Raw genomic sequence first — 24,769 nt, forward strand, 5'->3', positions numbered from 1 at the left:
CCATTTACATAAATTTGCTCTGAATTCACAAAATGAACATTCATAACAAAATGAGATTCTTTTTGAGTGTAGGTTTTGAACATATCGTAAATGGCTTGCCATGATGCATAACAACCAAAAGATTTGGCGTACTTTTCACCAATTCCTTCCCAGATACTGTCGGGATCAAACAGTGCCATTAACTCATCTAAGTTAGTATCTGCATTTAACGCATCGCAAATTTCCATATAACGGTTAATGCAATTACGAATCGCTGATTCCGCTTCAAGCTTGTTTAAGCGTTGTAATACTGTGGTGAAATCAATCTCTTTACTCATGACCAAAACTCACATCATCAATTTCAATACTTTATAAATAACCAGGTGCTGGCTTTAAACCAAAACTCACTAAACCTGCATTTTGTAAAGTTGCATCCCCCATAAAGGCATGCTGTGTCACGACATTTGTATCATTTACAAATCGACTAAAGACATTGTTGGTATAAATTGCCGTCATACCCGCAAGCATTTGCATTTTTCGTGCAACTTCAGCTGCTACACGCGCCGCATGTGTACAAGACAAACGCATATCACTAATTTGAGCAATTGTAGGAGTCCGCCCTTCAATCACTTCTCTCCAAACAATATCCATCGTTTCATAAAACCATGTTCGAGCTGCTTTAAACTCTGCCTCTGCTTGTGCAAACTCATATTGTGTTACTGGACGATTTGCAATTTCCGAACCACCAGTAATTGATGCTTTACCTGGTGCCAATTTTTTAAACTCATCTAGAGCGGCAGCTGCAACACCAATCCCAACAACAGTTAAAACTTGAGTTGCAAGAGATAAAGATGGGTATTTAAAAAAAGGTTCTGGCAATTTCGAAGGCTCACCGCGAACAAATGTCCACTCTTTCTCAACCAATACGTTATCAACCACTAAATCATGGCTACCTGTGCCTTTTAAGCCGACAGTATCCCAAGTCATTTCAACTTTTGCTTTGCTTGCAGGTAATACCGCCATGCGTGGTAAGCCTTGTGCTTCATTGTCTTTTTGCGGTGAAATACCAACACCGACCACATCTGCACCCAAACAACCACTCGAAAACTTCCAACGCCCTTTAACAACCACACCAGCATCGGTAATTTCCGCAGGTTGTGGAGGGAAAATACCACCCGCAAATACAATATCAGGAGAATCTTTATACAACTTATGCAAAGTTTCTTCTGGCAAACTACCTAAATAAGCAGGGCTCATTCCAAAACTAGCAACCCAACCAACAGAGCCATCTGCCATAGAAAGACGTTCTATTAACTCGCAGAATTGACGAGGAGAAACTTCAGACCCGCCAAAACGTTTAGGAACAAAAGAGCGATAAACACCGATTTTTTTTAGTTTTTCAATAATATCTTGGCTAACAAAAGCTTGGTTATCAAACTCACCTGTGCAAGCTCGCTGACGAATTTCATGACACAATTCATCTAAATCTATTGCGGTATTATCCATTACAAATTCCTTTGTAGATAAATCATTCATAAACAAACTCCTTGTCATTTACTGTGCTGCATTCACAATAAAATCTGCTATAGCACATAATTTTTCATCGTCATTGCGACGCGCAACAATCTGCAATCCAACAGGTAAGCCTTCAGGCGTTTCTAATGGTACTGTCAGCGCTGGATGACCAGATAAATTAAATGGTCGTACAAGTGCAGTTAAATTTAAAAATGCAACTGTATTTTCAGCATCTTCAACTTTAGGCGGAGTCTGCGGTAAAGTGGGTAATAACAACGCATCATAAGTAGCAAGTAAATCATCAATTTCTTGAGTAAACTTTTCTTTAACTTGTAGTGCTTCTTCAACTTGTTGCAACGTTGTTTCTGCCGATTTTAATAAGCGACCATTCACATCTGCCCCAACAAGTCCCGTTTGAGTTAGTTCACCTAAAGCTTGCCAATTCTCGTAATTGATAATTTGCATTCCTGCACGATAAGCATCGTCAAAACTTGGAATATCTACATATTCAAAAACATAACCTGCTTTTGCTAAAAATGATTTAATGCTGTGCTCTACTTCTTCCGTCGCTTGCACATTCAAAATTGCAAGCTTTGGCATTGTCGATAATGACGTTATAGGTTGAAAACTCGGATCAATAATCTGCATTGCTGTTTCAAGCATAGAAACTGAATTCGCAAATGGTCCAACACTATCCAAAGAACTTTGTGCTGGATGCACACCTTCACGGCTGACACGACCGTAGGTTGGTTTTAAACCAAAAACACCACAACAAGCCGCAGGCATACGAATAGAACCGCCTGTATCCGTTCCTAAAGTAAAATCTGCCAATTTTGCTGCAACAGCAGCTGCAGAACCACTTGATGAACCACCTGGAATAAGTTCTGGATATTTTGGGTTTAAAGCCGTTCCATATGCATGGTTAATTCCAGTAATACCAAATGCTAATTCATGTAGGCTGGTTTTAGCCGTTATTTTGCAATCAGCTGCTAAAACACGATCAACAACCACCGCATTTTTTTCTGCTGGCGCTGTATTTTCAAGTGCTTTACTTCCTAAAAGCGTTTGAAATCCTTGAATATCTATAGAGTCTTTTACCATCACAGTGAGTGACCCTGCCCCGAGTAGGATGTCCTTGGCGATAATATTCATTCACTTTTCCATGTATTTTTATTACAAATACAAGTATTAATATAAGTCGCCTGTTTGTCAAGATATATTTAATACAGTAGATAAAGGATTTTTTTGTATAATGCTAAACATCATCCCAAAACATTAACCAATCATGCTCACACACCTAGAAAAATTTTTGCCAAACAATAAACCTGGCAGTTTGCAAAACTATCCCTTTTTTTGGATTGCACAAGCACATGGGAAATACACCCAATTAATTGAAAAATCAATAAAAAAACTGGGTATAGATAATACCCGTCGTAAAATTATTTTAAGTACCAATGCACTCAAAGAAGCAAGTATTACAGATATTGCTAATCTCTCTACCATAAAACTTACTACTGCAACAAAAGCAATTTATCGCTTAGTGGAGGATGATATTGTTGAAGTTTTCTCCTCTCCATCAGATGAGCGGATTTCTATGGTGAAATTAACACAAAAAGGACAAGCATTAGTCGAGCAAATTAATCAAATTAGTATTGTTGCACTTTCTGGAATTTTGAACTCATTTGAAGATGAGGAATTAACCCAACTGAATAATTTAATGAAAAAATTATTTGACCTTATGCCGTCTAGCTAAACTAGCTTTTATCTATTTTTCAATGTATAGCTCATATTTTAAAAGAAATACGAGCTTTTTTGACTATGATTTAAACAACTACAATTCATCTATACGGTAAATTAAAGATGATCTAAAAAGTGAAATAATCTATTTTGTTTGAATTTTTAAAATTATATTGAATTTTACATGTATTTTTGATTTATTATAGCGTTAAATCTCTATCATATAAGGATATAAATATGGCTCTTTCTACTGAAAAAGCAATCGAAAGCATTCATACTATGCATGTTCTGATTGAAAATGTCTTTACAGGAAAACACCAAGAGCAAGATTTACCTGCACTTTTTGATCATTTTTCAAATCAATTTGAAATGGTTGGTGCCGCTGGTAAACAATGGAATTTTGAAGAAGTAAAGCAATTATTTACAAATAATCAGGGTAAAATGCCTGATATTAAAATTGAAATTTATGACGAAGCGATTCTATCGCATACTGAACATGCAATTACATTAATTTATACTGAAAAGCATACCAAAGACTCTGGTGTTTTAGTTCGTCGCTCATGTGCAGTCATTGAAGAAATTGATGGCAAAATGGTGTGGCGTTATTTACAAGAAACATTCTTATCTTAAGAGTGTCTTAAATCTTTAAGACCTATTCATTGCTCAATCATCGATTACGTGACTAGGTCTTCGGTTTTTATCCGTGCCTTATCTAATTAAAATATTCAAAATTATTTCCTTCCTTTTAGACCTTACTCAAGATGTTTTTATGGCAAGCTCTTTTTTAAAAATAAAAACCTTTCAATCTAACAATACTGCATGAGTTTCTATTTTATTCAGAAAATTCTATTGAAAATTCTACAGAATGGATAAAGATTTGGAAAAAGTGGATAGCTTGCCAACCTAAATCGCGATTCAATCATACTTAAAAGATTGAATGGAAGATTGAGCACATGGCTTCATCAAATTTAAAGCAATGGAATGATTTTATTGAGGGCTGTATTGACTTCCGTCCTCAAGATGGCGTGTATAAAATTGCACGTGACATGTTCACTCAGCCAGAATTATTTGAATTAGAAATGGAACTCATTTTTGAAAAAGCATGGATTTATGCATGCCATGAAAGTGAAATTCCAAATAATCATGATTTTATAACAGTACAAATTGGTCGCCAACCCATGATCATTAGCCGTGATGGTCAAGGGCAATTACATGCAATGGTAAATGCATGTGAACATCGTGGTGCAACCTTAACTCGCGTTGCAAAAGGTAATCAATCTACATTTACCTGCCCGTTCCATGCATGGTGCTATAAATCAGACGGTCGTTTGGTTAAAGTTAAAGCCCCAAGCGAATATTGTGAAGATTTTGATAAAGCAAGTCGTGGCTTAAAACAAGGTCGTATTGAAAGCTATCGCGGTTTTGTATTTGTTAGCTTAGATACTCAAGCAACAGATACATTAGAAGAATTTTTAGGTGACGCAAAGTTATTTATTGATTTAATGGTTAATCAATCACCAACAGGTGAATTGGAAGTACTGCAAGGAAAATCTGCCTATACTTTTGCAGGAAACTGGAAACTGCAAAATGAAAATGGCTTAGATGGCTATCATGTCAGCACCGTGCATTATAACTATGTATCAACTGTACAGCATCGTCAGCAAGTCAATATAGCAAATGGCAGTGAGCTAGATACACTTGATTACAGTAAATTAGGTGCAGGTGATAACGAGACTGATGATGGTTGGTTTAGTTTCAAAAATGGTCATAGTGTTTTATTCAGCGACATGCCAAATCCAACTGTTCGCCCAGGTTATAGCACCGTAATGCCATATATGGTTGAAAAATATGGTGAGAAATATGCTGAATGGGCAATGCATCGTTTAAGAAACCTGAATCTCTATCCAAGCTTATTCTTTATGGATCAAATTAGTTCGCAGCTACGTATTATTCGTCCAGTGGCTTGGAATAAAACTGAAGTGGTGAGCCAATGTATTGGTGTGAAAGGTGAATCTGCTGAAGCACGTCGTAATCGTATTCGTCAATTTGAAGATTTCTTCAATGTTTCAGGCTTAGGAACACCAGATGACTTGGTTGAATTCCGCGAACAACAGCGTGGCTTCCAAGCTCGCCTAGAACGTTGGAGTGATATTTCACGTGGTCATCAACATTGGGAATACGGCGCGACCAAAAACTCGCAAGATTTAAACATCCATCCAGTCATTACTGGTCGTGAAATTACCCATGAAGGTCTTTATATCAACCAACATGGTCACTGGAAAAATTTAATGCTAAAAGGATTAAACAATAAAGCATTAAAAATGCAAGATATTACGTTTGAAAACAATGCATTAGTGGATGAGGTATAATCATGTCACAAGAATTACATTTTGCTGTATCTCAGTTTCTTTACAAAAAAGCTGAACTTTGTGATGCCTATGACTGGGATGCATATCTTGATCTTTATGATGAAGATAGTGAATATCATATTCCACAATGGATTGATGACCATAATTACGTACAAGATCCAAATCAAGGTCTTTCTTATATCTATTATGCAGACCGTACTGGACTAGAAGATCGAGTTTTCCGTATTCGCACAGGAAAATCTGCATCAGCAACACCACTGCCTCGTACATTGCATAGCGTTAATAATATTCGTGTGCAAGTTCTTGAAAACGGAATGATCGAAGCAAAAGTTGCATGGCAAACATTTTATAATCGCCAAGGCTTAGAAGGCTATTTCTACGGCCATACGACTTATTTACTACGCCAAACAGCAGATAGTTTCCGTATTCGTCGTCAACACAGTATCTTACTGAATGACAAAATCGATTCCGTTCTAGATTTCTATCATATTTAGGGGAATTGATTATGGGACATTCTGTAGCACTCAATTTTGCCGATGGTAAAACCTTTTTCATTTCAGTTCATGACAATGAACTCCTCCTCAATGCTGCAATTCGTCAAGGTATTAACTTACCACTCGATTGCAGAGAAGGTGTATGCGGTACCTGTCAGGGCTTATGTGAAACTGGCATATATGAACAAGAATATGTTGATGAAGATGCATTAAGTGAACGTGATTTAGCAGATCGTAAAATGCTTGCGTGTCAAACACGTGTGAAATCAACTGCGGCTTTTTACTTTGATCATGACTCTTCAATTTGTAATGCTGGTGAAACTTTAAAAATAGTCACCACAGTTACAGGTTTAGAGTTGATCTCTGAAACAACAGCGATTTTACATTTAGATGCGAGCAGCCATAAAGAACAGTTACAGTTTTTACCAGGTCAATATGCACGTTTACAAATACCAGATACGCAAGATTCACGTTCATATTCATTTGCAAATAGACCTAATGCAACAAATCAACTGCAATTCTTAATTCGACTCTTACCTGATGGCGTAATGAGTAACTATTTACGTGATCGTTGTCAGGTTGGTCAGTCTCTTCTCATTGAAGCACCTTTGGGTAGTTTTTATTTACGTGAAGTTGAACGACCTTTAATTTTTGTTGCAGGCGGCACAGGCTTATCCGCATTCTTAGGTATGCTCGATCATTTAGCTGAACAACCCAATACACCACCTATTCAACTTTATTATGGGGTAAATAATGAAGTTGATTTATGTGAACAAGAAAGACTGCATGCTTATGCACAGAATATAAAAGATTTTAGCTATCATCCTGTGGTAAGTAATGCCACTGAAAGCTGGCAAGGTAAGTCAGGTTATATTCATGAACATTTCAATACAGACGCTCTTTCTTCACAAGCATTTGATATGTATTTATGTGGGCCACCGCCAATGGTTGAAGCCATTAAAACTTGGTTAGATACACAAGCTTTGAGCCATTATCGTCTTTACAGTGAGAAATTCTTGCAAAGTAATTCGACGAGTCAAAAAACACCTGAAACGATTTAAATCGTTTTCAATTCAACATTGATATGACTCAATATATTCAAAATTTACTGAGTCATATCAGCGTTTACATGATCGAAAAAATTTAAATATACAGTTTTCGCTATAAAAAATAAAGATGAAAGGATGGAGCTTACGATGAGTCAAAGGAACTTTAACCGCTTATCTACGAAAATAGATGTTATTCACTTGCACAAATCACATAGCAAACATATAACACGCTACATCAATGTAAATGTTGAAACATTATTTTAAATTGGCCTTTTGAGTTCAATATTCAAAAAGCTACACCTCATTTTTCAGGATGAATTAAAGCGTTAAATCTGGTCATGATTTCACTAAATCATATGCCATTTAATCACATTATTATTTAAAGGAATAAAGATGAAGATCGTCAATGTCAACACGGTGATTGACCGAGATAAACTTTCCCCCCTGCAATGGCTTGTTTTTGCACTTGGGTTTTTAGTATTTTTCTGTGATGGTTTGGACACGGGAATTATTGGATTTATCGCCCCTTCTTTACTTGATGACTGGGGAATTACGAAACCAGAGTTAGCTCCAGTTGTAAGTGCCGCCCTGATCGGGATGTCGATTGGTGCCATCATCTCTGGACCACTTGCAGATAAATTTGGTCGAAAAAAAGTTATTATTACCACCACGATTACCTTCTCAATTTTTACAATCCTCTGTGGTTTCGCTTCTTCAACCCAAGAATTAACTATTTATCGTTTTCTTACAGGAATTGGTCTTGGCGCAGCAATGCCAAACATTAGTACCATCGTTTCTGAATATATGCCATTAAAACGTAAAGCATTCCTTACAGGATTAGCAGGTTGTGGTTTTATGCTTGGTATTTCATGTGGTGGCGTACTATCAGCATATCTTTTAGAAAGTTTAGGTTGGGCAAAAGTCATTATTATTGGTGGTGCACTGCCATTGTTACTAGTCGTTGCCCTTATTTTCGCACTTCCTGAATCTACACAATATTTAATTAAAGCCAATGAAAATGCAAAAGCACAAAAGATTTTAGAAAAAATTCAAGGATATGCATTTACAGACCCTGTAACTTTAAAGTTGGCACAAGCAGAACTTAAAAATGATGAAAGCCCTGTAAAGCAAGTTCTTGGAAAGCATTTATGGAGCTCAAGCATGCTTTGGTTATGCTGCTTTATGAGCTTGCTGGTGTTTTATTTATTAACCAGCTGGATGCCAACAATTTTAAAAACTGCAGGTTTTACAACTCAACAATTTAGTTTGATTGCTGCAATTTTCCCATTCGGTGGTGTTATTGGTGCAACTGTCATGGGTTGGTATATGGACAAACTCAATCCAACAATTGTGATTAAGTATTCATATTTAATCGCTTTCATCTTATTTATTGTTGCTGGTTTTGTCAGTTCAAATGTACTTTTTTTAGGAATTACAATTTTCTTAATTGGCGCAATGTTAGCAGGTGCACAGTCGTCACTTTTACCACTTTCTGCACTGACATATCCTTCTTCATGTCGTGCTGTTGGCGTTTCTTGGATGCATGGTATTGGACGAATTGGAGCGATCATTGGAGCATTCTTTGGTGCGCTGATCTTTACCTTCAATTTAGAATTAAGTGGTCTTTTCTACATTCTTGCCATTCCAACCTTTATTTCATTCATTGCACTCAGTTTAAAAGTGTTACGTGAAAAATCAAAAGTAAATGCTCAAACAAAAGTAGAAGAAATCGCTTAACATTAAGATAAATAAAAAGCTTATTCAGTGAATGCACTGGATAAGCTTTTTTAATTCAAATGAAATAATTATAAAAATCTATTTTTTGTTTCACTTGGCTTTTCGCCAAACTCATCTTTATATTCTTGAGAAAAACGACCAAGATGATTAAAACCCCATTCATATGCCAATTGTGAAATGGATACTTTTCTATTTACACCAGCATTCGTCAAAATTTTATAAATTTGTTGTAACCGATATTTTCTTAAATATAGCATTGGGCTCGTGCCATAATATTGCTGGAATTCTTCATATAATTTAGACTTCGAAACTCCTGCAATTTGAATTAAAGACTCAATATCAATGTCTTCATGAACATGCTCAATAATAAAATCTCGTATTCTACGAATATATAACGGTTCATGAGCGTTTGATAAACCATTTAACTCATATGAATAATTATTTTCTTGAGATAGCAATAAAGCTTTGATAATAAAATTTTCATAATCTTCAGACAGCATTTCTAGACCATGCAATCCTAGATATTGTGGTTTTAATTGCAAGAAATTTTGAACATTATTCCACCATGCAGCAATAAATTGATTATTTTCCATACACATTTCTGGATTAAAAATAACAGGATCATGAATCGGTTTCTTCAACAAATCTGATAAAACAATTTGTATGCTTCGCTCTGGAATAGCCACCTGTAGTTTTGTACAAGATTTATCAATGAATAAACTTTGCATCTCAGCATTAGAAACAATCAATCCTTTATTGGGATTAGATGAATACTGCTCTCCTCTTAAATTAAGCGTCTGTTTTCCTTGTAATGGCAGGCTAATGCTATAGGATTTTAAATTGGAAATATTAATCGCAACATTTGCACCATAGCAAATTGTTCCCATTGCGATACGTTTATGAAATAAGCGAATTCCATCGTAATGAAAATCTAATTCATTACGGCAACTCGTATCTAATTGATGATCTCCACAAATTGAAGACATCAAAGTTTGAGCAAAATCTGCTTTACGAGAATGGTGTTTTAAATCTGCATGGCTGAGTGATGTCATATCCTTTTCACCTAGCTAAAAAATATTGCGAATTACGATAAGCACAATATAGACCAACTCATTTCCTTTAATTGGTTTATATTTATAATCTAATATAAGCATAGAATTTCTTAGAAATATAGCAGTAAATTATATTTCTCTCTGAGATATACTCAATTTAAACATTTACATACCTAGAAGGTATATTTTGAATTAATTATTCAATCATTATCTCAAAATATTCTTATAACATTACTCCCTACATTCAAATATAGAAATAAAAATCATTATCAATTATATTTCTTCAATTTAAATTAAACTTATGTTTTATTATATAAAACAAATACTTATTTTTATTTTTAAATACATCTTAAGCAAAAAAATTAAAATCATTATTTTTTATTATCATTCTTTTAAATAGATTGCTTTACAATTGAATCAAAAATCTTTGATTAAAATAAATCATATTTTATTAATATAATCAGTGATTCAATATGATTTAAAATCCTCCTTCAGCATTCACCATATTTCACATGATATATTATTTTAACTCTTAAAATTATTTTGATATCTAATCACTTGAATACCATAATTTAATCTTGCTTTAAGCTTTGAATTTCCTTTAATAAAATCATAAGTTGTTGCATTTTTTCTTCACCAAAACGATCTTGGATCTGTTGATATCGACTTTCCATCCGTCCACGCATTTGATTGAAAATCGTATGTCCTTCTTCGCTTAATGAAATAAATAAGAAACGTTGGTCTATATCAGAACGACGACGAATGATAAGCCCCGTTTCTAACATTCGATTAATAATTCCAGTCAGACTTGGCTTTAAAATACAGGCTTTATCTGCCAAAGTTGTACTATCTAATTCTTCATATTGCGCTAAAGTACGAATAATTCGCCATTGCTGCTCAGTCAAACCCACTTCATTTAATTCTGGACGAAAATGAGTCATTAATGCTTCACGAGCTTCTAATAAGGCAAGTGTTAAAGATGGACGAATATTTTTCATGTAAGTTAGCATAATATTAATATATTAACTATTCTAACAAAATTTAAATTAATTACATAGCGCCAAATAATTGATCAATTTTTAATGTCATAGAATAATCTTCAATATATAAAGAACCACAGTTAACTTAAATATCTTATAAAACTCACCATATTGTATTCAATATACCTAAAGGAAAAGTGAACAATCAATTTTCCTTTAGGTATAAATATTTAAATTCCAATTAAAGTTTTGAGCATGACTTTAAATTTTTCTTTGTCAGCATCTGTATATTGTTGCAATACTTCTGCTTGATGACTTTCTGCAATTTTATATAACATTTTGGCACGATCTACACCTTGTTCTGTTAATTCTAAGGTATTCTCTTTATCAATCAACAAACCTTTTTGAACTAAAACTTCCATAGCCTGCTCAAGTTCATGAACTGGCATCGCAACTTCACGTTGTAAATCATCTTTTAAGATTGCTGTTTTACTGTCTAAAACCAATAATAAACGTGCTTCACTTGTGCGAAAACCTGAAGCAAGTTGTTTTGGTTGATAATCATTGGTATAGGTTCGTACAGCTTGCGTCAATAAATAATACATATTTTCATATAAATGCACTGGAAAAGTGCGCGCTGTTTCTTCTATTTGAATATTTAATCTTGGATGCGGTAATACTGAAGAATATGCACCTTGATGATATAAAAGTGGTGATCGCCCATAATCTTGAAAATTAATCACCCTTCCCAAAATAATCCAATGATCTCCACCTTCAAGAATATCATAACGTTCACATTCAAAAACTGCCGAACACGCTTTCAATAACGGTGAATTTCCTGCCCCTAAATCAAAGTCAATATTGGCATATTTCTCTTCTTTTGCACGTGCAAATTGATTAGATAACTCGATTTGATCTGCGGATAAAATATTCACAGAAAAATGAGAAGCTTGGGCAAATACATTAAAACTTGAAGACCGCTTATCAATACTCCACAAAATTAATGGTGGATCTAAGGATACTGAATTAAAACTATTGGCAGTCACTCCCACTTTTTCACCTTGTTCATTTTGTGCAGTCATAATGGTCACGCCAGTTGCGAAATTCCCTAGCGCACGTCTAAAAGATTTTGGATCAAAACTGGTTTCTACCAGAGTATTCATGACATTCATTTGAGCTCTCCTTCTTTCAAACCATGCTTAGGTCTGGAGCTAATCCCATTAATTCACGACCTAAAATTTGTGCACAAACATCATAGTCTGTATATGCATGTGCGCCTGTCATATGTGAATCACGAAATAGTCGCTGTAATTCTTGCCCATCTAGCCAACTGGTTGCACCTGCTGCGGCAAATAAACGATCGACTGCCTCAATGCAGAGTTTTACAGCATATGCTTGATTGGTACGCCAGAATGCCAATGTTTCTTGAGATGGATACATATGCTTTTCACCATGTATCCGATGATCTTCCCATGTTTTTTCTAAGAGTGCTCGAGCTGCAGCAACTTGATGGGTAGATTCTGCTAAACGCATAAGTGCAGGTGTTGATGCTCCTAAATTTGCACCTGTATAGGCACGAATTCTCGTTTTTTGTTTGGTTTTGAATGCATCCAACATGCGCTCCGCAATGCCTAAACTCACTGCCGAAAAACCACTGGCAAAGTAGGGTCGATAAGGTGAATAAAAAATTTTGCTGTCAGGATATAAGCCATAACCTGCCGATTTTCCTTCCATCATATCTTTCGCTTTTTGAATTCTATATTCTGGAATAAATAAATTTCGGATTTGCAATTGTTTAGAACCACTTCCTTTTATTGCGCCTGCAAACCAATTGTCATTGATAATATAGTCCTTACGTGGAATAACGCCAAAACAATAAACTTTATTTCCATCCTCCCCCACACGATTGAACCCAACAATTGCATATTCAGCGTGATCACAACCACTACTCCAGCCATAATCGCCTGTCAAATGTATACCACCATCAACCTCGTCTACCTGACCAAAAGGAGCAATTGAACTACTTGCGGTGGCATCTGGACAATTTAGCCAAATTTCATCCTGAAGGCGCTTTGAAAACATCGAAATTTGATGGCTATGTGTACACAATAAACTAAATGCCCATGCTGTTCCTGCACATGCCCCAGCTAATATCACAATACAATTTGCAAAATCAGGCAAACTCATTTCCAGACCACCATAGACTCTGGGTTGAAAAGCCCGATGTAGTCCAATTTCTTTCAATAAAGTAATATTTTCATCTGGGACTTGACGAAGTTGTTCTGCTTTCTCTGCATTTGCAGCAATAATCGGTAATATTTCTTTCACTTTTTCAATGAGATTGTTTTTCGCATTCACTGAATGCGATGTAGTTGCCTTCATATAAGACAATTTAGAATAATCTTGATGATGTTGATCGGTTAAATCATTTCTATTTAAATGAATGGTATTTTCCATATGTCTTTTTTCCCTTTATATCTTTTTTTTCAATAAAAAAATATTGAATCTGTAAACTCTTCAAATACAAGAAAACCCTGCAAGATGAATTACATTATTCAAGAATATGGCGCAAAAATTAATGTATTTTCCCGACTTTAACTGGCACTTTCCACACCCTCAATTTAAAAGGATAATCTAATGAATCATAAGAATAAAAAACCTCTGCACTATCATGTGAGAGGTTTTTTATCATGTGTAATATATGCTTAAATGGTAAATAGGAATATTTTAACTCTTAACTCTCGGTCCTTAAAATATCTATTCAACCAGTTTCGTGTTGATGTATTACACTTTATTTCTATATAAATTGGTACTTTTCTTTTTACCACTATAAAATGCCGATTCATTCTGAAGTTCTTCATATTCTGGTCCCAATGGAATCCCAGAACGATCACGTAATATCAGTGTTGCACACAAACCAATTAACGTCATCATTGCTAAATAAAATGCCACTGAAGATGTACTATGTGTGACACTCACTAGCCATGAGGCAATCAGTGGGGAAAATGCACCTCCTAAAATTGCTCCAATCGCATATGAGATTGAGACACCTGAAAACCGAATGGATGCAGGAAATAATTCAGAATAAAAGGCTGCTTGTGCACCATAAGTCATTCCAATACCAACAGATAAGAAACACAATGCTATAGAGACAGACCAAATACTTCCTAAATTAACCAATGGAAATAATGCCAATACGCCAAATAATTGGATAATAAATCCAATAATATAAGTGTTTCGACGACCAATCTTGTCGGATAATCCACCAGATATCCAAGTAAATAACAACCATACTGCCGCTGAAACAGTGACACTGATTAAAACAGCTGTGCGTGGTAGTGCCAAAGAACCTTCAGGATTGGTGGTATAATTTTGAATAAATCCACCAGTTGTCATATAACCAATCGCACTATTTCCTGCAAAAACCAATGCAGCCGTAATCACCAGCCAAGTATGGTTTTTAAATAAATCTATAATTGGGGTTTTAGATGCTGCATTACGTTCTTTAATTTCTTCAAAAACTGGACTTTCTTCAACGGACTTACGGATCCAATGTCCAACAAAAAGTAAAACGATGCTAAATAAAAATGGAACACGCCAGCCCCATTCTAAAAATGCATCACCTGGCGCAATAATCCCGCTCATTAAAGCAAACATTGCTGATGCTAAAAGTAATCCCAATGGCACACCAATTTGTGGAAATGATCCAAAACGCCCACGTTTATGTGTGGGTGCATGTTCAACTGCCATCAATACTGCACCACCCCATTCTCCGCCTGCAGATAGACCTTGAATAATACGTAGAGACAAAAGTAAGACAGGTGCCCATAATCCAATACTGTCATAGGTTGGTAATAAACCAATGAGTGCCGTAGAGACTCCCATACAAATTAACGTAACAACCAAAATGGTACGACGACCAATTTTATCACCAAAATGACCTGCTAATAATGCACCCAATGGGCGAAATAAAAAGCTTAATCCAACTGTTGCAAAAGCTAAAAGAGTACCTAGAGTTTGCCCAGCAGGTGCAAAAAATAATTGCGTAAAAACTAAACCTGCCGCTGCTGCATAAATAAAAAAATCATACCATTCTATTGTTGTACCGATAATTGTAGCAAAAGCCACTTTACGGTCATTTACAGATAACTTATTTTGATTTTGAACAGCATGTGCTGTAGACATAGGATGTCCCTCTCGAAAGCTAATCATCTACTGGATGAGAAAATCCATCTAACAACTATAAAATTTTGCTAGCTCACCCTCATTTCTATTCGGATTAAACACAAAATTAAAAGTTTGATCGTTCTTCAAAATTTGAATGAAGCACTCAACCTCATTAACGACTCATTACATTTTGTAAAAATACATATTTTTATTCGAAAACTGCATTACAAAAATTGAGCTCGTCTAAAATTTAACGTTGCAATCTGATTATCGACAACCATATCTATATAAATGTGGTCTCTCATCAGCTAATCCTTACTTATTTTACTAAGATAGTGTTTTACCTATCTCTCTTTTTAAAGGATCTGTTTCTGATGATAAAGGTACTAAATTGACTTTAATTTGCACTTTTCATGGTTTTCTTTTATTTCAAATTAAATCAAATAGATAAAACAAAAAAATCATTGAATTTTATTGAGTTTAAGCAAGGTATACTGAACCTGTACGCTATTTCTTTGAAAGAACTTTATTATTACTCACTTTAAATATTAATCATTTTCATATCTAAATAAGACATAAATTAATGCGAAAAAAAGGATCCATAAGATCCTTTTTGCTGATATACATACTTCAATACGAATTACCGATATATTTGTGATTAAACCTCAAATAGCACATCTCGATAAAACATATCGTCTAACTGAATCTATATTTTTGAATTGCCTATTTATTACTCTTAATAAATATTTGACCCAGTACTTTCCTTAAATTCTGAGGTCCCTTTAAATTTGGCTAATAGTTGATTCATTGATTTCATTAGTAAACTGGTATCTACGCCAACTGCAACAAACTCAGTCCCCAAATTTAAATATTGTTTCGCCAGCGTTTCATCCGCAGATAAAATACCTGCCGCTTTTCCTGCCTTTCGGATTTTTTGAATACTTGAAATAATAATCTCTTGTACTTCTGAATGTGCTGGATTTCCTCGATGACCTAACGCAGCCGATAAATCTGCTGGACCAATAAATACCCCATCGACCCCCTCAACGTTTAAAATTTCATCAAGATTATCTAGACCTTTTTTGGATTCAATCTGAACCAATACACAAATTTGCTCATCTGCATCATTTAAGTATGTGGTTAAATTATTCCAACGAGAAGCTCTTGCTAGAGCAGATCCTACCCCACGGATACCTTCTGGCGGATAACGTGTTGCTTGAACCATTAATTTTGCTTGTTCTGCTGTTTCAACCATTGGAATCAATAATGTTTGTGCACCAATGTCTAATAATTGCTTAATTAATACAACATCTCCCACAACAGGACGAACAATTGCTTGGCTTTTATAAGCTGCGATGGATTGGAGTTGATGTAAGATAGTACGTAAATCATTTGGTGCATGTTCACCATCTATTAATAACCAATCAAATCCTGCATTTGCGGCAATTTCAGCAGCATATCCATCTGCCATGCCCAGCCACATTCCAATTTGTTGCTGATTTTTTAATTTTTGTTTGAAAATATTAGTGAAATCTAGCACGTTATTCCCCTTATACAAAACGAAATGCAACGGAACCTAACTGATCATAATCAATATGAAATGTATCACCAGATCGTGCGGCAACAGGTCGAGTAAAAGAACCGCCTAAAATAATTTGACCTGCTTTTAAACTCACACCATAAGGGTGTAATTTATTTGCTAACCAAGCTACCCCTTTCACGGGATTATTTAAAACTGCAGCAGAAACGCCTGATTCTTCAATGACACCATTGCGGTATAAAATAGCGGAAATACGTCGTAAATCTAACGTATGTGGTTGAATCGGACGACCACCTAAAATGATTCCTGCATTTGCCGCATTATCGGAAATAGTATCAAAGACTTTTCGTGTTATTTGTGTTTCAGGGTCTACGTTATGTAAACGTGCATCAATAATTTCAATTGCTGGAATAATATAATCAGTCGCATCAAGAACATCAAAAATAGTACAATTTGGTCCTGTTAAATCTTTTCCTAAAATAAATGCTAGTTCGACCTCCACACGTGGCACAATAAAGCGTTCAAATGGAATATCAGAACCTTCTTCAAATAACATATCATCTAATAACACACCATAATCAGGTTCTGTAATATTGGATGATACTTGCATGGCACGGGATGTAAGACCAATTTTATGACCTATAAGCTTGCGTCCCGTTGTAATTTTATGGGCAACCCATTCCTTTTGAATAGCATAAGCATCTTCAATGGTCATGTCTGGATACTGTAAAGAAAATTGACGTATTTGGTGCTGTGTTTTTTCAGCTTGATCTAACTGTTGTGCTAAAAATTTAATTTTTTCTGAATCTAGCATATCGATTTATCCATATCTATTTCTGAGCATTTAAAAATTGATGAATATTATTTGATTTGTAATTCAATATCGGATCAAGTTCCGTCATTTCAAAAGAGATTGCTAATAATCTCTGATCTTTTAATGGTTTAAAATACTCATCTATCAATGCAAATAGTGCTTCTGCCACATGTTGACGAGTTTCTAAGTCTCGTCCTGCTCCTACTTTTAAGGTCATATGAATAAAAGCATAATCATGTCGTGCATCAGCAATCACATAATCATCCATTCGAATCGCACGGCTACGAACTCCACCAAGAGGAAAAATACCTGTATTCCCCAAAAATATGTTTACTCGTCCAAAAAAATCTTTAAAATCAATATCATTTTGAATGTTGGCACTATATTCCGTAATAAAATGTGGCATCGTTTAATCTCCTAATCATTCACAGGAAAAATGGCGTTAATTTGCCCTGTACCTGAACTTGGAAATGCGGCAGTAATAATTTCTACAGGCTTGTCATAATTATCCCACCCCAACAATCCAAGTAACATTGCGGTATCATGCATTCCACCTTCGCCATAGCAATATTCAGCATATTCAGGGAGCATTGCTGTAAATTCAGCCCACTCACCTCGTTCCCACATACCTACGACATGTTTATCAACTTGACGATCCCATTCTCGAGTATAAGAATCCATTCCACGACTTGCTTCACGATCCCAAATAAACCGATGTGATAATGAACCACTAGCAAATACAGCAATAGTCCCATCATATTTTTCAATTGCTTTGCGTAAACCTTCCCCGAATTTACGACTATCTTGTAATTCATGTGAAGTTAAAAATGCAGAGACTGAAACGACTTTAAAATGGCGATCTTGATTCATATAACGCATAGGAACCAGCGTCCCATATTCCAGCTCTAAACTTTTAATATTATGAGACTGGACACGAACTCCTGTTTGTGCAATTTCTTCTTGCATCAATTTGCCAAACTCAGGATTTCCCTCATATGCAAAACGCATATCTTGAATAAAATGAGGTAACTCATTACTGGTATAAATGCCTTCAAAATACGCACCACAATTGATGTGAAATGCACTATTGACTAACCAATGACTGTCTAATACCACAATGGTATCTACCCCTAATGCTCTACAGCGTCGCCCAATTTCAATATGACCATCAATTGCTGCTTGACGACATCCCTGATGTGGACCGGGTAGTTCTGATAAATACATAGAGGGTACATGTGTAATTTTTGCAGCTAACGCAAACTTGCCCATATTTTTCTTCCTGAAATTTGTTCAATATTTTTATGCTTGACCAATCGGTGTTTATACACCCCACTTTGGAATATGGTGAGTTCCCATCGAAATACACACATTTTTAAGTTCTGTGAATACCTCAAAACTATATTCACCACCCTCGCGACCTGTACCAGAACCTTTAATTCCGCCAAATGGCTGACGTAAATCACGCACATTTTGACTATTAATAAAGACCATTCCAGCCTCAATACCTGCTGCTAAACGATGTGCTTTCGTAATATCTTGTGTCCAAATATAAGATGCCAAACCATATTCAACATCATTTGCTAAACGAAGTGCTTCAGCTTCATCTTTAAACTTCATTAAACATACGACGGGACCAAAAATTTCTTCTTGGGCAATACGCATTCGATTATCAACATCGGCAAAAACAGTAGGCTGAATAAATTGACCATTTTTTAAATGCGCTGCTAAACCCTTTGGACGCTCCAAACCACCTGCAACTAAGTTGGCACCTTCTTCAATACCAATTTTAATGTAGCCCGTAACTTTGCTGTAATGTGCTTGGGTGATCATTGAACCCACTTGTGTTTTGCTATCTTGCGGATCACCAACCAAAATATTTTTAGCACGGCATGCAAATTCTTTTACAAATGCATCATAGACAGATTCTTGAATAAAAATACGACTTCCCGCAGTGCAACGCTCGCCATTTAAAGAAAAAATGGTAAATAACGCTGCATCTAATGCACGTTCTAAATCTGCATCTTCAAAAATCAAAACAGGTGATTTTCCACCCAATTCCATTGAGTATTTTTTCAATCCTGCATTGGCCATAATTTTACGCCCCGTTGCAGTTCCGCCAGTAAATGAAATTGCTCGTATATCTGGATGTCTAACTAATGCATCACCTGCTGTTGCACCATATCCTTGAACGACATTAAAAACCCCTTCAGGAATACCTGCTTCAAGTGCCAGTCGCCCTAACTCATTTGCTGTTAATGGTGATAATTCAGACATTTTTAAAACGGCAGTATTACCCAGTGCCAAGCATGGTGCAGTTTTCCAGGTTGCAGTCATAAAAGGGACATTCCAAGGCGAGACTAAACCACAGACACCGATGGGTTGATGTAATGTATAGTTCAGCATTTGATCATCGACAGGATAACTATGCCCATTCATCCGTGTGCAGACTTCAGCAAAAAAGTTAAAATTATGTGATGCACGCGGAATCAGTACATTTTTAGTCTGGTGAATAGGTAAGCCTGTATCTAAGGTTTCTAATTTTGCTATTTTTTCAACATTTTGATCAATTAATTCGCCCAAATTACGCATTAACCGAGCACGTTCTTTTGCAGGTGTTTTAGACCACTGAGGAAATGCTTTACGTGCAGCATTTACGGCAAGATTAATTTCTTCATGACCTCCACTTGCAACTTCACCAAGTGCTTCATTTGTTGCTGGGTTATAGTTGGTAAAGGTTTCTCGACTTTCAACCTCTTTACCATTAATCCAATGCTTAATCATTCTGTTAATCCCTTAACTTTTAAATTGTTTTAAAAAATTCTGATTCTGAGACAATGAAATTACGTAGTTTTCCAATACCTTCAATTTCTACGATCACTTCATCTCCAGGAATGACATCAGATAATCCTTCAGGGGTACCTGTTGCAATCATGTCTCCAGGTTGTAAAGTCATAAATGCTGAAAGGTACTCCAGCAAAAATGGCACATCAAAAATCATATCCGCTGTTGTGCCCTCTTGGCGTAACTCACCATTTACCCATGTTTTTAAAATTAAATTATTGGGTAATGGCACTAAACGTTTATCAATAATATAAGGACCCACGGGTGTTGTCGCTTGACGATTTTTTACTCTTAAATTTGGACGATAATAATTTTCTAAAAAGTCACGAATTGCATAATCATTGCATAACGTATAGCCAGCAATATAATCTAATGCATGTTCACGCTTCACATTTTTAGCTTCTTTACCAATAACAGCAACAAGTTCACATTCATAATGCATATAATCAACATGGTCTGGTCGCCAAGTTTGATGATTATGCCCTGTATATGTATTTGCAGCTTTGATAAAGATCAACGGTTCTTTAGGTGGCTCAAATGCTAGCTCACGTGCATGATCTGCATAGTTTAAACCTAATGCAAACATGGTTCCTTGCGCAGGTGGCAACCACTCTACGTCTTGTTCATTATAAATTTGACCATCTGGAAGGATGACTTGAAGTGCATCATTCACTTCAACATTGAAAATTTCACCATTATGACGAATACGTGCAGTTTTCATGTATTAATTCCCTTCTTCCTGAATTAGACTGGTCACTGATCCTAGCTGATCAATCTCAATAGAAACTTCATCTCCAGCTTGAACAGCAACACGTCCCAATGGCGTTCCAGTTAAAATAATATCCCCTTCATTTAAGGGCATATATTCTGAAATTTCTTCGATTATTTGTTCAGGCGTGCGTATCCAATTCGCTGTTGAACCTTCTTGTTTTAAAACGCCATTTACAAATACACGTAATGACAAATGATTTAAATTGGTCACATCATCTTTTGCAACAGGCACACCTAAAACACAAAATCCATCTTGGCACTTGGCTTTTATTGCTGGGCGATAATAACTCTCCTCGGGCAAGCTAAACTCATTGACCACAACAAAACCTGCGATATGTGCCATCGCTTCATTTGCGGACACTCGACTTGTACTTTTTCCAATAATCACACCTAAACTTGGCCCTGCTTGCAAAATATCATTTTTTTTCTTAACGACAACATTTCCAGAGGTATTACGTGTATTGGGAGTTTTAATAAATAAAACTGGTTTTTTCGGTACATGAACATATGGTTTTTCATAAAACTGTGACTGTAAACTTTCATATAAGCATTTATAATTCAATGCTATACCAAAAATATTACCATCCATATATATCTTTTTTAACGTATTCATTCTGTGTTCTCTTCATTTCATCTAATCTATGTATGACTGGACAATTTTAGAATTAGTTAATATATTAACTTTATAGTTAACATATTAACTTTTTTCAAGCGTTTTTTGTTATAAAGTTAAAAATAATACTTTTTCATGGACTAGAAGGTATGAATCAAATACAAATACCTAATATTAAATTAGGTGAAGTTTATGATCAGCGTTATATGAATTCAGAAATTCATTATGATGCTCAGGGAAAATTAGCAGATTTTTTTGGTGTTAATATGCCTGCACATCGTCATGATGGTTTTTTCCAAATCCATTTTTTTACCAAAGGATCTATTCGAATTTTTTTAGATGATGTGAAATATGTGTGCAAAGCCCCTGTTTGTTTCCTAACCCCACCATCTGTTGCCCATGCTTTTATTACAGACCCAATGTGTGAAGGACATGTTTTAACTGTTCAACAAAACTTAATTTGGCCTTTACTACAAGTGGATTTAAAAGTTCAAAATATTATTCCTTTCTGTATTTCTTTAGATCGACTCAAACAAGAAAATCTTGATGATCTGTTCCAACTCGAAGGATATTTCAATGATTTACAAAAAGAGTTTCAATCGAATAAAAAAAATAGTCAAATTGCTTTAAAAAATCTCGTTTCTTTAATTTTTATTCAAATGATTCGTTTAGGTGATGTAACCTCATCGAACATTCATCACTGCAGTGGTGATTTAGCTATTTTTCGTTCATTTAATGAACTGATTGAAAATCATTTTTTAGAACATTGGCCTTTGAATACATATGCCAATACACTGAATGTAACAGAAACTCGGCTGAATGATATCTGCCGCCGTGTTGCTGATATTTCATCTAAAAAACTAATTTTTGATCGGCAAATGCAAGAAGCTAAACGTTTACTTATTTTTTCTGATGCAACAATCAATACCGTTTGCTATCAACTTGGCTTTAAAGACCCAGCGTATTTCAGTCGATTCTTTACACGTTATGCTGGCATTCGGCCATCCGATTATCGTAGCGCTCATTTTAATATGGTAAAAATGTAATGCTTGTAAAACCAGAACAGAAAGCCTCTCGATTCATTATTATTTTACTTAGTGCATTAGTCGCATTTGGACCCTTATCTATTGATATGTATTTACCAAGTTTGCCCTTAATTGCACAAGATTTACAAACCTCGGTCAATGAAGTACAAAAAACGATTACTTTATTTTTAGTCGGTTTTAGTGTGGGCATGCTCATTTACGGTCCATTATCTGATCGATTTGGTCGAAAAAAACTTCTCCTCATCGGGATTGTTATTTATATTATCGCTACGCTTGGTTGTATATTTTCCAGTCAAATTGAGCACTTACAATTTTTCCGTTTACTTCAAGCTATTGGCGGTGCAAGTGCTTCTGTACTATCTCGGGCATTAGTCCGTGATTTATTCAGTAATGCAGAAATTCCTAAAATTTTATCCCTCATGCAAATTATGACAATTTCTGCAACCTTACTGGCACCCATGTTCGGTGCTTTAATTGCGGATTATTTTCATTGGAATGGGATTTTTATCTTTCTATTTCTATATGCAATACTGTGTTTAGTCTGGAGTAAAGCAGCAATTCAAACCCCTGTTAGAAATGGTCCATCAAATAGTATTCTCGACAACTATAAAATAGTCTTAAAAAATAAAGCTGCTTGGGGATTTATATTATCAAATAGTTTTTCTTTTGGTGGAATGTTTGCTTATATCACGGCATCATCCTTTATTTTTATCGAGTTTTATGGTTTTAGTCCAACCGAATATGCTTACTTATTTGCCTTTAATTTGTGTTCAATTATCATTTTTACCAGTATAAATTCGCGTGCATTAAAATATTTCTCTGCATTAAAATTATTAAAAATAATGGCCAGTATTTCCTGTATTTCTGGTATTTATTTAGCAATCATTTCTTCTTTAAATTTTGCTTCACCATTTTGGCTTATTTTAGGTTTAGCAGCTTATGTGGGTGTTACAGGTTCAATTGGTGCAAACACGATGGCAAGTTTATTGAAAATTCTTCCATCTCAAGCTGGAACAACTGCTGGTTTATCCGTTGCAATTCAGTTTGCAATTGGTGCATTAATGAGCTTCTGCGTTAGTCTTTTATTTAACCACAATCATCCTGCTGCAATGAGTCTGGTTATTTGCTTATGTGGATGTTTATGCTTATTTAGCTTATATTTTACACGCCATAACACTCAAGATTAAACAATATAGCGCACTTTTTAAAAAGCAAAGGGCTTAAATTTTATAAGCCCCCGCATTAAATATCTAATCTAAATCTGCATTAAAGATTGTTTGAATGACAAAATATGGTGAGAAGCAGCTTGTTCTACTTCACTTAAATCTCTTTTTTCTAATGCAGAAATAATTGCTTGATGTTCATCAACGACTTCTCTCATATGAGATTCACTCGACAAAGTTGAAGCCCAAAAACGCTGTGCCTGTGCATGAATCACACTCAAAATATCTGCCAACCATTTATTGTCACTAATTTCAGATAATCGTTCATGAAATTGTCGGTCTAGAATCATCATTTCAAGTGTATTGAATTCTTGACTGGCTTTAATAACTTTTTCATGCAATACCTTCAATGAGTCCAATTCCTGTTTGGTGATTTTTTTACACACCAGTTGCAAACATAACAACTCATTTGCTAAACGAACCTCAATTAACTTTAAAGCATCATCAATAGATAAAGGTGAAACCATCACACCTTTTCTTGGAATAATTTGTAATAAGCCTTCCCCAGCAAGTTTGTGAATTGCTTGATTAATTGGGGTTCTCCCCATCTCTAAATCTTCCATAACTTGGGCTGTATTTAAATATTCCCCAGGCTTATAACGCAAAGTGGTCAGCGCTTGTCTAAAACGCAAATAGGCAGTTTCGTTCAATGAGACAACACGGCGTTTCTCGTTGTTTTGAATCTTGCTTGTTTGAGTTTCGACCATGTGAATAAATTCTCTACTTTGGATATACGACTATTTTACACAAAAAAAAGGTTTTAAAATCTTTAAACTTAAATTATAGTGAAATTTCACTGTAATTTAACAAAATTAAACTAACCTGTTTTGCATTATCTTTAA

General features: G+C 35.3%; 23 protein-coding genes and 1 pseudogene. 8 read left to right on the forward strand and 16 right to left on the reverse strand.

What is annotated here, in order from left to right; translation table 11 throughout:
* The 3 genes and pseudogenes from B9T31_RS02480 to B9T31_RS02490 form a co-directional block, all read right to left on the reverse strand.
* Positions 1 to 317: pseudogene (locus B9T31_RS02480) on the reverse strand (nuclear transport factor 2 family protein); the annotation flags it as partial.
* A 31-nt stretch (positions 318 to 348) separates the two neighbouring features.
* Positions 349 to 1,515 (reverse strand): acyl-CoA dehydrogenase family protein, encoded by a 1,167-nt coding sequence (locus tag B9T31_RS02485; RefSeq protein ID WP_086180393.1) that lies wholly within the window; start codon positions 1,513 to 1,515, stop codon positions 349 to 351.
* Positions 1,516 to 1,533: 18 nt separating this feature from the next.
* Positions 1,534 to 2,646 carry an amidase gene (locus B9T31_RS02490; RefSeq protein ID WP_086180394.1) on the reverse strand — a complete coding sequence of 371 codons (1,113 nt, stop codon included), beginning with the start codon at positions 2,644 to 2,646 and terminating at the stop codon, positions 1,534 to 1,536.
* 133 nt (positions 2,647 to 2,779) lie between these two features.
* Here B9T31_RS02490 and B9T31_RS02495 point away from each other — a divergent pair, with 133 nt between their 5' ends.
* From B9T31_RS02495 to B9T31_RS02520, 6 genes are all read left to right on the forward strand, one after another.
* Entirely contained in the window at positions 2,780 to 3,247 is a 468-nt protein-coding gene (locus B9T31_RS02495; RefSeq protein ID WP_086180395.1) for a MarR family winged helix-turn-helix transcriptional regulator, read from the forward strand.
* Positions 3,248 to 3,468: 221 nt separating this feature from the next.
* Positions 3,469 to 3,861: a DUF4440 domain-containing protein gene (locus B9T31_RS02500; RefSeq protein ID WP_086180396.1), complete on the forward strand. Its 393-nt coding sequence runs from the start codon at positions 3,469 to 3,471 to the stop codon at positions 3,859 to 3,861.
* Positions 3,862 to 4,184: 323 nt separating this feature from the next.
* Complete coding sequence (gene antA, locus B9T31_RS02505) at positions 4,185 to 5,600, forward strand: anthranilate 1,2-dioxygenase large subunit (protein ID WP_086180397.1); 1,416 nt, start codon at positions 4,185 to 4,187, stop codon at positions 5,598 to 5,600.
* 2 nt (positions 5,601 to 5,602) lie between these two features.
* Positions 5,603 to 6,094: an anthranilate 1,2-dioxygenase small subunit gene (antB, locus tag B9T31_RS02510; RefSeq protein WP_086180398.1), complete on the forward strand. Its 492-nt coding sequence runs from the start codon at positions 5,603 to 5,605 to the stop codon at positions 6,092 to 6,094.
* 5 nt (positions 6,095 to 6,099) lie between these two features.
* Entirely contained in the window at positions 6,100 to 7,155 is a 1,056-nt protein-coding gene (gene antC / locus B9T31_RS02515; RefSeq protein WP_171264673.1) for an anthranilate 1,2-dioxygenase electron transfer component AntC, read from the forward strand.
* Between the two features lie 381 nt (positions 7,156 to 7,536).
* Complete coding sequence (locus tag B9T31_RS02520; RefSeq protein ID WP_086180400.1) at positions 7,537 to 8,880, forward strand: MFS transporter; 1,344 nt, start codon at positions 7,537 to 7,539, stop codon at positions 8,878 to 8,880.
* Positions 8,881 to 8,948: 68 nt separating this feature from the next.
* Here the strand turns inward: B9T31_RS02520 and B9T31_RS02525 are convergent, their stop codons facing one another.
* From B9T31_RS02525 to B9T31_RS02580, 12 genes are all read right to left on the reverse strand, one after another.
* Positions 8,949 to 9,932, reverse strand: coding sequence for an AraC family transcriptional regulator (locus tag B9T31_RS02525; RefSeq protein ID WP_086180401.1), 984 nt, complete (start codon positions 9,930 to 9,932; stop codon positions 8,949 to 8,951).
* A 572-nt stretch (positions 9,933 to 10,504) separates the two neighbouring features.
* Positions 10,505 to 10,930, reverse strand: coding sequence for a homoprotocatechuate degradation operon regulator HpaR (gene hpaR, locus B9T31_RS02530; protein WP_086180402.1), 426 nt, complete (start codon positions 10,928 to 10,930; stop codon positions 10,505 to 10,507).
* Between the two features lie 212 nt (positions 10,931 to 11,142).
* Positions 11,143 to 12,084 (reverse strand): p-hydroxyphenylacetate 3-hydroxylase reductase component, encoded by a 942-nt coding sequence (locus B9T31_RS02535; RefSeq protein WP_086180403.1) that lies wholly within the window; start codon positions 12,082 to 12,084, stop codon positions 11,143 to 11,145.
* A 16-nt stretch (positions 12,085 to 12,100) separates the two neighbouring features.
* Positions 12,101 to 13,369: a p-hydroxyphenylacetate 3-hydroxylase oxygenase component gene (locus B9T31_RS02540; RefSeq protein ID WP_086180404.1), complete on the reverse strand. Its 1,269-nt coding sequence runs from the start codon at positions 13,367 to 13,369 to the stop codon at positions 12,101 to 12,103.
* A gap of 327 nt (positions 13,370 to 13,696) precedes the next feature.
* On the reverse strand, positions 13,697 to 15,097 hold the full coding sequence (locus B9T31_RS02545; protein ID WP_086180405.1) for an MFS transporter: 1,401 nt from the start codon (positions 15,095 to 15,097) through the stop codon (positions 13,697 to 13,699).
* 718 nt (positions 15,098 to 15,815) lie between these two features.
* Positions 15,816 to 16,619: a 4-hydroxy-2-oxoheptanedioate aldolase gene (gene hpaI / locus B9T31_RS02550; RefSeq protein ID WP_086180406.1), complete on the reverse strand. Its 804-nt coding sequence runs from the start codon at positions 16,617 to 16,619 to the stop codon at positions 15,816 to 15,818.
* A 10-nt stretch (positions 16,620 to 16,629) separates the two neighbouring features.
* Positions 16,630 to 17,433 carry a 2-oxo-hept-4-ene-1,7-dioate hydratase gene (gene hpaH, locus B9T31_RS02555; protein ID WP_086180407.1) on the reverse strand — a complete coding sequence of 268 codons (804 nt, stop codon included), beginning with the start codon at positions 17,431 to 17,433 and terminating at the stop codon, positions 16,630 to 16,632.
* A 16-nt stretch (positions 17,434 to 17,449) separates the two neighbouring features.
* Positions 17,450 to 17,839: a 5-carboxymethyl-2-hydroxymuconate Delta-isomerase gene (locus tag B9T31_RS02560; RefSeq protein WP_086180408.1), complete on the reverse strand. Its 390-nt coding sequence runs from the start codon at positions 17,837 to 17,839 to the stop codon at positions 17,450 to 17,452.
* 11 nt (positions 17,840 to 17,850) lie between these two features.
* Positions 17,851 to 18,702 carry a 3,4-dihydroxyphenylacetate 2,3-dioxygenase gene (gene hpaD / locus B9T31_RS02565; protein ID WP_086180409.1) on the reverse strand — a complete coding sequence of 284 codons (852 nt, stop codon included), beginning with the start codon at positions 18,700 to 18,702 and terminating at the stop codon, positions 17,851 to 17,853.
* A gap of 51 nt (positions 18,703 to 18,753) precedes the next feature.
* The gene (hpaE, locus tag B9T31_RS02570) at positions 18,754 to 20,214 is read right to left on the reverse strand and encodes a 5-carboxymethyl-2-hydroxymuconate semialdehyde dehydrogenase (RefSeq protein ID WP_086180410.1); all 1,461 of its coding nucleotides are present in this window, start codon (positions 20,212 to 20,214) and stop codon (positions 18,754 to 18,756) included.
* A gap of 19 nt (positions 20,215 to 20,233) precedes the next feature.
* On the reverse strand, positions 20,234 to 20,995 hold the full coding sequence (locus B9T31_RS02575) for a fumarylacetoacetate hydrolase family protein (protein ID WP_086180411.1): 762 nt from the start codon (positions 20,993 to 20,995) through the stop codon (positions 20,234 to 20,236).
* Positions 20,996 to 20,998: 3 nt separating this feature from the next.
* Positions 20,999 to 21,658: a fumarylacetoacetate hydrolase family protein gene (locus B9T31_RS02580; RefSeq protein WP_086180412.1), complete on the reverse strand. Its 660-nt coding sequence runs from the start codon at positions 21,656 to 21,658 to the stop codon at positions 20,999 to 21,001.
* Positions 21,659 to 21,807: 149 nt separating this feature from the next.
* Here B9T31_RS02580 and hpaA point away from each other — a divergent pair, with 149 nt between their 5' ends.
* Both hpaA and B9T31_RS02590 read left to right on the forward strand, forming a co-directional pair.
* Positions 21,808 to 22,704 (forward strand): 4-hydroxyphenylacetate catabolism regulatory protein HpaA, encoded by an 897-nt coding sequence (hpaA, locus tag B9T31_RS02585; protein ID WP_086180413.1) that lies wholly within the window; start codon positions 21,808 to 21,810, stop codon positions 22,702 to 22,704.
* The gene (locus tag B9T31_RS02590; RefSeq protein WP_086180414.1) at positions 22,704 to 23,891 is read left to right on the forward strand and encodes a Bcr/CflA family multidrug efflux MFS transporter; all 1,188 of its coding nucleotides are present in this window, start codon (positions 22,704 to 22,706) and stop codon (positions 23,889 to 23,891) included. The genes hpaA and B9T31_RS02590 overlap by 1 nt, the downstream gene beginning before the upstream one ends.
* 68 nt (positions 23,892 to 23,959) lie before the next feature.
* Here B9T31_RS02590 and B9T31_RS02595 read toward each other — a convergent pair whose 3' ends face one another.
* Positions 23,960 to 24,634: a GntR family transcriptional regulator gene (locus tag B9T31_RS02595; RefSeq protein ID WP_086180415.1), complete on the reverse strand. Its 675-nt coding sequence runs from the start codon at positions 24,632 to 24,634 to the stop codon at positions 23,960 to 23,962.
* Positions 24,635 to 24,769: the final 135 nt, after the last annotated feature.

It is taken from the genome of Acinetobacter sp. ANC 4558 (assembly GCF_002135375.1).
GTDB lineage: Bacteria > Pseudomonadota > Gammaproteobacteria > Pseudomonadales > Moraxellaceae > Acinetobacter.

Bases quoted from the DNA above. Each gene is read 5' to 3' on its own strand.
- B9T31_RS02485 (WP_086180393.1), bottom strand. From the start codon at position 1,515: ATGAATGATTTATCTACAAAGGAATTTGTAATGGATAATACCGCAATA.
- B9T31_RS02490 (WP_086180394.1), bottom strand. From the start codon at position 2,646: ATGAATATTATCGCCAAGGACATCCTACTCGGGGCAGGGTCACTCACT.
- B9T31_RS02495 (WP_086180395.1), top strand. From the start codon at position 2,780: ATGCTCACACACCTAGAAAAATTTTTGCCAAACAATAAACCTGGCAGT.
- B9T31_RS02500 (WP_086180396.1), top strand. From the start codon at position 3,469: ATGGCTCTTTCTACTGAAAAAGCAATCGAAAGCATTCATACTATGCAT.
- antA (WP_086180397.1), top strand. From the start codon at position 4,185: ATGGCTTCATCAAATTTAAAGCAATGGAATGATTTTATTGAGGGCTGT.
- antB (WP_086180398.1), top strand. From the start codon at position 5,603: ATGTCACAAGAATTACATTTTGCTGTATCTCAGTTTCTTTACAAAAAA.
- B9T31_RS02520 (WP_086180400.1), top strand. From the start codon at position 7,537: ATGAAGATCGTCAATGTCAACACGGTGATTGACCGAGATAAACTTTCC.
- B9T31_RS02525 (WP_086180401.1), bottom strand. From the start codon at position 9,932: ATGACATCACTCAGCCATGCAGATTTAAAACACCATTCTCGTAAAGCA.
- hpaR (WP_086180402.1), bottom strand. From the start codon at position 10,930: ATGAAAAATATTCGTCCATCTTTAACACTTGCCTTATTAGAAGCTCGT.
- B9T31_RS02535 (WP_086180403.1), bottom strand. From the start codon at position 12,084: ATGAATGTCATGAATACTCTGGTAGAAACCAGTTTTGATCCAAAATCT.
- B9T31_RS02540 (WP_086180404.1), bottom strand. From the start codon at position 13,369: ATGGAAAATACCATTCATTTAAATAGAAATGATTTAACCGATCAACAT.
- B9T31_RS02545 (WP_086180405.1), bottom strand. From the start codon at position 15,097: ATGTCTACAGCACATGCTGTTCAAAATCAAAATAAGTTATCTGTAAAT.
- hpaH (WP_086180407.1), bottom strand. From the start codon at position 17,433: ATGCTAGATTCAGAAAAAATTAAATTTTTAGCACAACAGTTAGATCAA.
- B9T31_RS02560 (WP_086180408.1), bottom strand. From the start codon at position 17,839: ATGCCACATTTTATTACGGAATATAGTGCCAACATTCAAAATGATATT.
- hpaD (WP_086180409.1), bottom strand. From the start codon at position 18,702: ATGGGCAAGTTTGCGTTAGCTGCAAAAATTACACATGTACCCTCTATG.
- hpaE (WP_086180410.1), bottom strand. From the start codon at position 20,214: ATGATTAAGCATTGGATTAATGGTAAAGAGGTTGAAAGTCGAGAAACC.
- B9T31_RS02575 (WP_086180411.1), bottom strand. From the start codon at position 20,995: ATGAAAACTGCACGTATTCGTCATAATGGTGAAATTTTCAATGTTGAA.
- B9T31_RS02580 (WP_086180412.1), bottom strand. From the start codon at position 21,658: ATGAATACGTTAAAAAAGATATATATGGATGGTAATATTTTTGGTATA.
- hpaA (WP_086180413.1), top strand. From the start codon at position 21,808: ATGAATCAAATACAAATACCTAATATTAAATTAGGTGAAGTTTATGAT.
- B9T31_RS02590 (WP_086180414.1), top strand. From the start codon at position 22,704: ATGCTTGTAAAACCAGAACAGAAAGCCTCTCGATTCATTATTATTTTA.
- B9T31_RS02595 (WP_086180415.1), bottom strand. From the start codon at position 24,634: ATGGTCGAAACTCAAACAAGCAAGATTCAAAACAACGAGAAACGCCGT.